Genomic DNA, 10,139 nt, shown 5'->3' on the forward strand with positions numbered 1-10,139 from the left:
TCTGGGGGAGGTGGCCCGAAGGGCCGGAGGGGGCAGCGCGGCCTATGCCGAGATGGCCCCCTCAGTCGCTCCGCGACAGCTCCCCCAACGGGGGAGCATCTTTGCGCCAGCGCTCCACGCCCGCCAGGTACGTCCGGGCAACCACCCGGTCATCGCCCAGCACCGTCAGCGCGAACAGCCGGTCCTCCAGGCTCTTGGCTCCCGCCAGCCGGCGCGCCATCAGCGGCGTCGCGGCCAGGTCCAGCACCACGAAGTCGGCCTCCTTGTCGGGCGCCAGGTTGCCGATCTTGTCGTCCAGATCAAGCGCCCGCGCACCGCCCAGGGTCGCCAGGTACAGCGCGTGGAACGGGTCCAGCGCATCGCCGCGCAGCTGGCCGACCTTGTAGGCCTCGCCCAGGGTGTGGAGGATCGAGAAGGTCGTGCCCGCGCCGACATCCGTGCCCATGCCGACCTTCACGCCGAGCGTGCAGGCCTCCTCCAGCGGGAACAGGCCCGAGCCCAGGAACAGGTTCGAGGTCGGACAGAACGCCACCGCCCCGCCCTTGGCCGCCATCCGCTGGAAGGCCTCACCCTTCAGGTGGACGCAATGGGCGAAGACCGAGCGCTGGCGCAGCAGGCCGAAGCGGTCATAGACGTCGAGATAATCCTTGGCCTCGGGGAACAGCCGCGCCGTTTCCTTGATCTCGTGCAGGTTCTCCGAGAGATGGGTCTGCATCCAGACGTCGGGATGCGCCGCCAGCACCTCGCCGGCCATGGCCAGCTGTTCGTCGCTGCAGCTGATCGCGAACCGAGGGGTGACGGCGTAGCCCAACCGCCCCTTGCCGTGCCAGTCGGCGATCAGGGCCTCCATGTCGGCGCGGCTGCTCTCGACCGTGTCGGTCAGCCCTTCCGGCGCATTGCGGTCCATCAGCGACTTGCCGGCGATCAGCCGCATGTCGCGCGCGAAGGCCTCGGCGAACAGGGCGTCGACCGAGACCTTGTGCACCGAGCCGAACACCAGGGCCGTGGTCGTGCCGTTGCGCAGCAGCTCGTCGACGAAGAACGCCGCCGTCTCGGCCGCGTGCTTGGGATCGGCGAAGGCGGCCTCGGCCGGGAAGGTGTGCTGCTCCAGCCAGTCCAGCAGTTGCTTGCCGTGGGCGGCGATGATGTCGACCTGCGGGAAGTGGATGTGCGTATCCACGAAGCCCGGGGTGATCAGGTGGCCGGTCAGGTCCTCGACGGGCGTGTCGCCGAGACGGGACGAGAGCTCCGCATAGCGCCCGCAGGCGACCACGCGGCCATCCTCGACCAGCAACAGGCCGTCGTCATGGAAGGCCACGGCCTCCGCGTTCCTCGTCGGATCGTCCAGCAGGTGGAGGATCGACGCCCTATAAGCTTGCACTGGCCAGGCCTTCGTCATTACGGGCTCGCGCCGCTTCCTGGCGCATCAGGAGGTCGGCCGCCACCGAGACCGCGATCACCTCCGGCGCCTTGCTCTTCAGATGCGGCAGGCCGATGGGACAGGTCAGGCGGGTCAGCACGGCTTCCGAGAAGCCATCGTCGCGCAACCGGCTCATGAAGCGGGCGCGTTTTGTCTTCGAGCCGATGACCCCGAAATAGCCGAAACCGCCGCCGGCCAGGCCGGCCGAAACCAGGGCGTAGTCCAGGGCGTGGTCGTGAGTCAGCACCAGACCGTAGGCGTCAGGGCTTGCCTCCATCGCCTTGGCGGCCATCTCGGCGGGTTCCAGCACCGTGACACCCGGAATCTCGGCGGTCTCGGGCCGGCTGTCGTACCAGGATAGACGGAACGGCAGCGGCTCGAAGGCCTTGGCGATCGCTTGCCCCACATGGCCGGCGCCGAACAGCAGCAGCGGCGGACGCGGGGCGTCGGCGCGTTCGACCATGACGTCGCCCTGCTCGGGTCGCGCCCCGCGCGCGGTGGCGGGACTATCGCCGAACGAGACGGCGGGGCCTTCGGGGTCGGTGGCCATGATCGGCGCGACCACCTTGGTCAGCAGACCGGGGTCGAAGCGCGTGCGAACCTCGAACGGCTGGGCCGCATCCATGCGCTTGGCGGCTTCGGTCAGCCAGTCGCGGCTGTTGTCGTTCAGGCGCTCCAGGAACAGGCGGACACGACCGCCGCAGCACTGGGCCAGCAGCGGGCCCAGCGGATAGTCCTGGATCGCGAAATGGGCCTGGCCGCCGTCCAGCATCCGCCGCGCCTGGTCGGCGACGCGATATTCCAGATTGCCGCCGCCGATGGTGCCGGACTGGCCGCCGCGCCAGACCACCATCTTGGTCCCGGCCTCGCGTGGGGCCGAGCCCTCGGTGGCCAGGACGGTGACCAGGGCGGCCTCGTCGTGCGCGTCGAGGCGCGCGAGCGCGGCGCGGGCCCAGTTACGCACGGGACCGGCTCCGGACATCCTCGCACGCCATCAGGATCGCCTCGGGTGTGGCCGGCGCGTCCAGCTGCGGCAGGACCTTGTAGTCCCCCACACTCGCCACCGCGTGATTGATCGCCGAATAGACCGAGATCGCCAGCATTAGCGGCGGCTCACCCACGGCCTTGGAGCGGTGCACCGTCGCCTCGGCGTTGCGACCGGCCTTCCAGAGACGCACGTCCAGATGCGCCGGGCGGTCGCCACAGGTCGGGATCTTGTAGGTCGAGGGCGCGTGGGTCCGCAGGCGGCCTTGGGCGTCGTAGACCAGTTCCTCGGTCGTCAGCCAGCCCATGCCTTGGATAAAGCCGCCTTCGATCTGGCCCAGGTCGATGGCCGGGTTCAGGGACTTGCCGACGTCGTGCAGGATGTCGGCGCGGGTGACCTTCATCTCGCCGGTCAGGGTGTCGATCAGCACCTCGCTGCACGCCGCGCCATAGGCGAAGTAGAAGAACGGTCGGCCGGTATGGGTGGCGCGGTCGTAGTGGATCTTGGGCGTGGCGTAGAAGCCGGTCGCCGACAGCGAGATCCGCGCCAGATAGGCCTGGCGGGCGAACCAGCCGAACTCGAAGGTCTCGCCGCCGACGCGCACCCCGTCCGGCGTGAACGCGACGTCGTGAGGCTCCACGCCCCACTTCCTGGCGGCGAACTCCACAAGCCGCGCCTTGATCGTCTCGGCCGCGTTCAGCGCCGCCATGCCGTTCAGGTCCGCGCCTGACGAGGCGGCCGTGGCCGAGGTGTTGGGCACCTTGTCGGTGACGGTCGAGGTGACCTTGATCCGCGCCATGTCGACCTGGAAGGCCTGGGCCACGATCTGGGCGACCTTGACGTGCAGCCCCTGCCCCATCTCGGTCCCGCCGTGGTTCAGCATGATCGAGCCGTCGGCATAGAGGTGGATCAGCGCCCCGGCCTGGTTCAGGTGGGTGGTTGTGAACGAGATGCCGAACTTCACCGGCGTCAGGGCAATGCCCTTTTTCAGCACCGGGCTCGCGCGATTGAACGCCTCGATCTCGCGGCGGCGCGTCTCGTAGCGGCACGAGGCGGCCAGCTCGTCGATCAGCTGCGGCGCGACATTGTCTTCCACCGTTTGATGGTAGGGCGTGAGGTTTCGGCCCTCGCCGCCGTAGAGATTGCGGCGGCGCACTTCCAGCGGATCGAGGCCGGTGGCGGCGGCGACCGCATCCATGACCCGCTCGATGGCTAGCATGCCCTGCGGTCCGCCGAAGCCCCGGAAAGCGGTGTTGGAAACCGTATGCGTCTTGAAGCGGTGCGACAGGATCTCGACCGTCGGCAGGAAGTAGGCGTTGTCGGCGTGGAACATCGCCCGGTCGTTGATCGCCATCGACAGGTCGGTCGTCGCCCCGCAGCGCGAGGCCAGCTCCAGCGACAGGCCGGTCAGCCTGCCGGTGTCGTCGAAGCCGACGTCGTAGGCGGCCTCGAAGTCGTGCCGCTTGCCGGTCATGACCATGTCCTCGTCGCGATCCGGGCGGCACTTGGCGGCGCGGCCGGTCTTCACGGCCACCAGGGCGGCCGCGGCGGCGAACAGCGAGGCTTGCGTCTCCTTGCCGCCAAAGCCCCCGCCCATGCGGCGGATCTCGACGGTGACGGACGTGTGCGGACGATCCAGTACACGCGCGACCAGGTGCTGGACCTCGCTGGGATGCTGGGTCGATGACCAGATGTGGACGTCGCCGTCCTCACCCGGCGTGGCCAGGGCGACCTGACCTTCGAGGTAGAAGTGGTCCTGGCCGCCGATCGCGAAACGGCCCTGGGCGCGACGCGGCGAAGCGGCCAAGGCGGCTTGGGCGTCACCGCGCGCCATGCGCTGGGAGGCTTCGATCTTCAGGTCCATCGCGCGCGCGGCGGCGATGTCGATGGCGGCGGGCAAGTCTTCATACTCGACGACGGCCAGGGTCGCGGCGGCGCGGGCCGCGGCGATCGAGGTGGCGGCGATCGCGAACAGGCTCTGGCCGACGCAATAGACCTCGCCCCCAGAAGTCTCGCTGGCAGCAAACAGCTTGTCGTCGTGGATCACCGGGCTGACGTCGTTCTCGCCGGGAATGTCCTGGGCGGTCAGCACCAGCACCACGCCAGGCGCGGCGCGAACAGCCGAGAGGTCCAGCTTGGTGATCCTGGCGTGCGCCTTCGTGCTCATGCCCAGATGCACGTGCAGCAGGCCGGCCGGCTCGGGCAGATCGTCGATATAGACGGCCGAGCCCGACACGTGTCGGGCGGCGCTGTCATGCGGCAGGGGCGCGGCCACGCCCTGGAAGGATGCGCCCTGGACGGGGGTTGTTGCGGCGGAGTCAGCCATGAGCGCTCTCCGGGACCACGCGCGTCTCCACGCAGGGATCCTGGCTCTCCAGGAATACCTTGCGCAGCATATTCCTCGCGGTCAGAGACCGGTAGGCCGCCGAGGCGCGCATGTCGCTCATCGGGGCATAGTCGGTGTCGAGCGCCGCCATCGCGGCCTCGACCGTCGCCTCGGTCCAAGCCTGGCCGATCAGGGCCGCCTCGCAGGCCCTGGCCCGCTTGGGAGTGCCCGCCATGCCGCCAAAGGCGACGCGCGCGTCGGTGACAACGCCGTCCTCCACCGCCAGCGAGAACGCCCCGCAGACGGCTGAAATGTCCTGGTCGAAGCGCTTGGACAGCTTGAAGACCTTGAAGATCCGGTCGGCCGGCGGCTTCGGCGCGATCACCGCCTCGACGAACTCACCCGGCCGGCGGTCCTGCTTGCCGTAGTCGAGGAAGAAGTCCTCCAGCGGCATTTCGCGACGCTCCGCGCCGCGGCACAGGACCAGGGTGGCCCCCGCCGCGATCAAGGCCGGCGGCATGTCGCCGATCGGCGAGCCGTTGGCGATATTGCCGCCGATCGTGCCGCTGTTGCGCACCTGGGTGGAACCCAGGCGTCGCATCATCAGGCCAAGGTCGGGATAGAGCTTCGAAATCGCCGCGACGGCGTCAACATAACGCACCCCGGCGCCGATCCGCAGACCGTCGTCGGTCTCGTCCAGCGCCTTCAGCTCGGCGACCTCGGACACGCTGATCAGGACCGGCAACGGCCGGCGCTGCTTGGTCACCCACAGACCGACATCGGTGGCCCCGGCCACGATCGTCGCTTCGGGGTGCGCGAGATAGGCCTCGGCCAATTCGGTCACCGTGCGTGGCGAGAGCCACTTGCGCGTGACGCCGTGAACCTCGTCCTCGAAGCTGAGCTCCAGCATGGACTCGTCGCGGACGGCGGACAGGTCGACGGCCGGTGCGGCCTCGGCGCTTACGCCCTTGGCGACCTCGATGATCGGGCCATAGCCGGTGCAGCGACACAGGTTGCCAGCCAGGACCTCTGCGACCGGCGCGTCCGCGCCCTTGGCCGCGATCGCGCGGCCGTACAACGACATGACGATGCCGGGCGTGCAGAAGCCGCATTGCGAGCCATGCTTGTCGACCATCGCCTGCTGCACAGGGTGGAGCGCACCGCCTTTAGCCAGGCTCTCCACCGTCATCAGCGCCTTGCCATGCAGCATGGGCAGGAACTGGATGCAGCTGTTCACTGCCCGCCAGGCGATTGCCCCCTGCCCATTGGCGCCATCCGCCTCGCCGACCAATACGGTGCACGAGCCGCAGTCGCCCTCGGCGCAGCCTTCCTTGGTCCCGGGGCGGCGCATCGGACCGCGCAGGTGCTCCAGCAGGGTCGTCGTCGGGTTGGCCCCGCGAACCTCATGGACCTCGCCGTCCAGCAGGAACCTGATCGTCTCGCCCATCAGCTGCCTCGATACGTCGAATAGCCGTACGGCGAGACCAGCAGCGGCACATGCCAGTGCTGTTCGAGGTTCGAGACGGCGAAGTCGATGACCACCACGTCCAGGAAGGGCGGGTCGGTCACCGGCAGTCCGGACGCCTTGAAGTGCTCGCCGATCGCGAATTCCAGGCGGTAGCCGCCGACCTTCAGGTCCTCGCCGGCGACAAGCCGCGCACGACCGTCAGCGTCCGTGCGGAATTCCGCCACCAGCGAGAGCTCCGCCCCCTCGCGCCGCGACACGCGCACCGCGACGTCCGCCGCCGGCTTTCCGGCCGCCTGGTCGAGGATGTGTGTCGTCAGTCCGCTCATGCTCCGCCCTCTGATCGTCGTGTCGAGCCGATGCTCAGGTGCTCCGGGCGCCCTGTCCAGCACCTTGCCCCGTAAGGTCGCGCGGGAAGGAGAAGCGCCGGGTAAGGCGGCGAAGGGCGCCCGAAGCGAAGGCATTATATAATAGATTTATTACTTGTGAGAGCTGGAATTGATCCTTTGCGCCACGCCTCATTGGTACCGGTACCAAGAAAAATCACATATTCCGAGGCGAAGGGTTGGAATTGCCGCGCCAACCCCGCTAGCAAGGCCTGATACTTCGCAGCGAAGACGAAGTGCTGACCCGCGCCGCGCAGGCCGCCTAGAGGAACGATCGATGGACGAGGATTTCCGCAAAGCCGCCCTGGACTATCACCGTCTTCCGCGGCCCGGGAAACTGGCGATCGAGGCCACCAAGCGGATGGCCACCCAGCGCGACCTGGCCCTCGCCTATTCGCCCGGCGTCGCCGCGCCCTGCCTGGCCATCGCCGAGAACCCCGACCTGGCCCGCGACTACACCGCGCGCGGCAACCTGGTGGCCGTGATCTCGAACGGCACCGCCGTCCTGGGCCTCGGCGACATCGGCCCCCTGGCCTCCAAGCCGGTGATGGAGGGCAAGGCGGTCCTCTTCAAGAAGTTCGCCGGCATCGACGTCTTCGACATCGAGGTCGACGCCAAGGACCCCGACCTGTTCATCGACGTCGTCGCGGCCCTGGAGCCGACCTTCGGCGGCATCAATCTCGAGGACATCAAGGCTCCCGAGTGCTTCATCATCGAGCGCAAGCTGCGCGAGCGGATGAACATTCCGGTCTTCCACGACGACCAGCACGGCACCGCCATCGTCTGCGCCGCCGCCGTCCGCAACGCCCTGCTCGTCCAGGGCAAGACCCTGAAGGACGTCAAGCTGGTCACCTCGGGCGCCGGCGCGGCCGCCCTGGCCTGCGTGGACCTGCTGGTCTCGATGGGCCTGCCGGTCGACAACGTGACCCTGACCGACATCAAGGGCGTGGTGCACGCGGGCCGTGAGCCCGACATGCCCGAGAACATGGCCCGCTACGCGCGCCAGACCGACGCCCGCACCTTGCCGGAAGTCCTGCCGGGCGCCGACATCTTCCTGGGCCTGTCCGCCCCGCGCGTGTTCAAGCCCGAGTGGCTGCCGCTGCTGGCCCCGAACCCGCTGATCCTGGCCATGGCCAATCCGGATCCGGAGATTCTGCCCGAGCTGGTCTATGCCGCGCGTCCCGACGCCATCATGGCCACCGGCCGCAGCGACTATCCCAACCAGGTCAACAACGTCCTCTGCTTCCCCTTCATCTTCCGGGGCGCGCTGGACGTCGGGGCCAGCGAGATCAACGAGGCGATGAAGGTCGCCGCCGTCGAGGCGATCGCCGAGCTGGCCCGCGCCGAGGCCTCCGAAGTCGTCGCCAGCGCCTATGGCGGCGCCGCGCCGGTCTTCGGCTCGCAGTACATCATCCCCAAGCCGTTCGACCCGCGCCTGATCCTGCAGATCGCCCCGGCCGTGGCCAAGGCGGCCATGGACAGCGGCGTCGCCACCCGGCCGATCGCCAATTTCGACGCCTATCAGGCCGAGCTTGAGCTGTTCGTCTATCGCTCGGGCCAGCTGATGCGGCCGGTGTTCGAGCGGGCCCGCAAGGCGCCCGTCAAGGTCGCCTACGCCGAGGCCGAGGACGAACGCGTGCTGCGCGCTGTCCAGACCGTGGTGGACGAAGGCCTCGCCCATCCCGTGCTGGTCGGCCGCCGCGACGTTATCCTGGCCAAGATCGCGCAGATGGGCCTACGCCTGGACATCGGCGGCAAGGTCGAGATCGTCGACCCGCAGGCCGACAAGGATCTGTTCGCGCCGCTGGTCGCGGACTACCAGCGCCTGGTCGGCCGCCGCGGCGTGCCGCCGACGGCCGCCGAGCGCCGCGTCCAGGGTCGCCGCACCGTGGCCGCCTCGATGCTGCTGGCCTCCGGCTATGTCGAGGCCGCCCTGGTCGGCGGCAGCGGCGACTGGTGGCAGCACATGACCTACGCCCTGCCGATCATCCCCAAGCGGGAGAACGTCAGCCGCGTCTACGCCATGTCGTCGCTGATCCTGCAGACGGGCACGCTGTTCTTCTGCGACACTCACGTGAACGTGGATCCGACCGCCGAGCAGATCGCCGAGGTCACCCAGTTGGCCGCCGAGGCCGTGCGGCGCTTCGGCCTGGTTCCCAAGGCCGCCCTGCTCTCGCACTCCTCGTTTGGAGCCAGCAATTCGCCGACCGCCCGCAAGATGCGCGAGGCCCTGGCCATTCTGCGCGAGCAGGCCCCGGAGCTCGAGGTCGATGGCGAGATGCACGCCGACGCCGCCCTCACCCAGCACCTGCGCGACCGCCTGGTGGCCGACAGCCCGCTGAAGGGCTCGGCCAATCTGCTGGTCATGCCGACCCTGGACGCGGCCAATATCGGTCTGACCCTGCTCAGCGCCGCCACCGAATCCCTGCTGGTCGGTCCGATCCTGCTGGGCATGGCCAAGCCGCTGCACGTGCTGGTTCCCAGCGTCACGGCGCGCGGCATCGTCAATCTGACCGCCCTGGCGGTGAACCAGGCGGCCTCGGAGCGGGTGCGCGCGGAGGCCTAGCACCGCCGTTCGGCCTGGTTTCCAGAATGCCGAAAGGCCCCGTCCGACACCTCAGCGTCGGCGGGGCCTCTCAAAAGCCTCTGAAAAGGCCGTCCGTCCGGGCGGCCTTTTCGCTGGAGCGCGTCCTTAGAGGATGCGCAGGTTGCCGGCCGAGGTCTTGCCCGAGCGACGGTCCTGTTCCAGTTCGTAGCCGACTTGCTGGCCTTCGTTCAGGCCACGCAGACCGGCGCGTTCCACGGCCGAGATATGCACGAAGATATCACCGCCGCCGTTGTCCGGCTGGATGAAGCCGAAGCCCTTGGTGGTGTTGAACCACTTCACGACGCCGGTGCCGGATTCACCGGTGCCGCCGCCACCGCCGCCACCGCCGTAGCCGCCGCCACGCGGGGCGTCGAAGCTACGCGGGGGACGAGCGCCACCGCGAGCGCCACCGCCGCCACCGGCCGGAACAGCGCCCTGGCCCGTAACACGCAGATTGCCGGCCGAGGTCTTGCCCGAGCGGCGATCTTCTTCCAGCTCGTAGTTGACTTGATCACCTTCGTTCAGGCCCGCCAGGCCCGAGCGTTCAACCGCGGCGATGTGGACGAACACGTCCTGGCCGCCGTCCTCGGGCTGAATGAAACCGAAGCCCTTGGCCGGGTTGAACCACTTAACGACACCGTTCGCCATATTATCCTCAAACACCTCAATCGACGGGCTGATAGTCGGCCCGCGTCCTTCCGACGGAAGTCATGACGCAAAACCGCGCCACGCGCTATGGGCTTTGAGCGGAGAATATCGGCCAGAAGGCGGCCTCAGCCAGAAATTTTCGCGTTTGAAGCGGCGAGCGTGGCCAAAATGCCGCTATAAGTTGCGCGTCAAGGCAGCAAAAAACCCTGACCGCGCGCGGACAGGGTGATCACGACAGTATTGGGCCTTGGGTGCGGGGACAGGATTTGAACCTGTGACCTTCAGGTTATGAGCCTGACGAGCTACCGGGCTGCTCCACCCC

General features: G+C 68.5%; 7 protein-coding genes and 1 pseudogene. 1 reads left to right on the forward strand and 7 read right to left on the reverse strand.

Features of this window, described 5'->3' with window-relative positions; all coding sequences use genetic code 11:
- Positions 1-61: 61 nt before the first annotated feature.
- Genes guaD through uraH form a run of 5 tightly spaced genes read right to left on the reverse strand, consistent with a single transcriptional unit; the run spans position 62 to position 6,525 of the window.
- Positions 62-1,381: a guanine deaminase gene (gene guaD, locus AC1RRV_RS15315; RefSeq protein WP_492860531.1), complete on the reverse strand. Its 1,320-nt coding sequence runs from the start codon at positions 1,379-1,381 to the stop codon at positions 62-64.
- The gene (gene xdhC, locus AC1RRV_RS15320; protein WP_492860505.1) at positions 1,368-2,384 is read right to left on the reverse strand and encodes a xanthine dehydrogenase accessory protein XdhC; all 1,017 of its coding nucleotides are present in this window, start codon (positions 2,382-2,384) and stop codon (positions 1,368-1,370) included. The genes guaD and xdhC overlap by 14 nt, the downstream gene beginning before the upstream one ends.
- A complete protein-coding gene (gene xdhB / locus AC1RRV_RS15325) occupies positions 2,377-4,731 on the reverse strand; it encodes a xanthine dehydrogenase molybdopterin binding subunit (RefSeq protein ID WP_492860506.1) in 2,355 nt (784 codons plus the stop codon). Before xdhB ends, xdhC begins: the two co-directional genes overlap by 8 nt.
- Positions 4,724-6,178 (reverse strand): xanthine dehydrogenase small subunit, encoded by a 1,455-nt coding sequence (xdhA, locus tag AC1RRV_RS15330; RefSeq protein ID WP_492860507.1) that lies wholly within the window; start codon positions 6,176-6,178, stop codon positions 4,724-4,726. Before xdhA ends, xdhB begins: the two co-directional genes overlap by 8 nt.
- A complete protein-coding gene (gene uraH / locus AC1RRV_RS15335) occupies positions 6,178-6,525 on the reverse strand; it encodes a hydroxyisourate hydrolase (RefSeq protein ID WP_492860508.1) in 348 nt (115 codons plus the stop codon). The genes xdhA and uraH overlap by 1 nt, the downstream gene beginning before the upstream one ends.
- 334 nt (positions 6,526-6,859) lie before the next feature.
- On the opposite strand from uraH, the gene AC1RRV_RS15340 reads away from it, so the two are divergent.
- A complete protein-coding gene (locus tag AC1RRV_RS15340) occupies positions 6,860-9,148 on the forward strand; it encodes an NADP-dependent malic enzyme (RefSeq protein ID WP_492860509.1) in 2,289 nt (762 codons plus the stop codon).
- A 126-nt stretch (positions 9,149-9,274) separates the two neighbouring features.
- On the opposite strand, the gene AC1RRV_RS15345 is transcribed toward AC1RRV_RS15340, so the two are convergent.
- Together AC1RRV_RS15345 and AC1RRV_RS15350 are read right to left on the reverse strand one after the other, a co-directional pair.
- Positions 9,275-9,469 (reverse strand): cold-shock protein, encoded by a 195-nt coding sequence (locus AC1RRV_RS15345; protein ID WP_233206781.1) that lies wholly within the window; start codon positions 9,467-9,469, stop codon positions 9,275-9,277.
- Between the two features lie 144 nt (positions 9,470-9,613).
- Positions 9,614-9,817, reverse strand: a pseudogene (locus AC1RRV_RS15350) (cold-shock protein); the annotation flags it as partial.
- Positions 9,818-10,139 lie beyond the last annotated feature (322 nt).

The organism is Caulobacter sp. GW821-FHT11E10 (genome assembly GCF_058808375.1).

What these genes read in the sequence shown, in the direction of transcription:
- uraH (WP_492860508.1), bottom strand. Translation starts at nt 6,525, where the DNA reads ATGAGCGGACTGACGACACACATCCTCGACCAGGCGGCCGGAAAGCCG.
- xdhB (WP_492860506.1), bottom strand. Translation starts at nt 4,731, where the DNA reads ATGGCTGACTCCGCCGCAACAACCCCCGTCCAGGGCGCATCCTTCCAG.
- AC1RRV_RS15340 (WP_492860509.1), top strand. Translation starts at nt 6,860, where the DNA reads ATGGACGAGGATTTCCGCAAAGCCGCCCTGGACTATCACCGTCTTCCG.
- xdhA (WP_492860507.1), bottom strand. Translation starts at nt 6,178, where the DNA reads ATGGGCGAGACGATCAGGTTCCTGCTGGACGGCGAGGTCCATGAGGTT.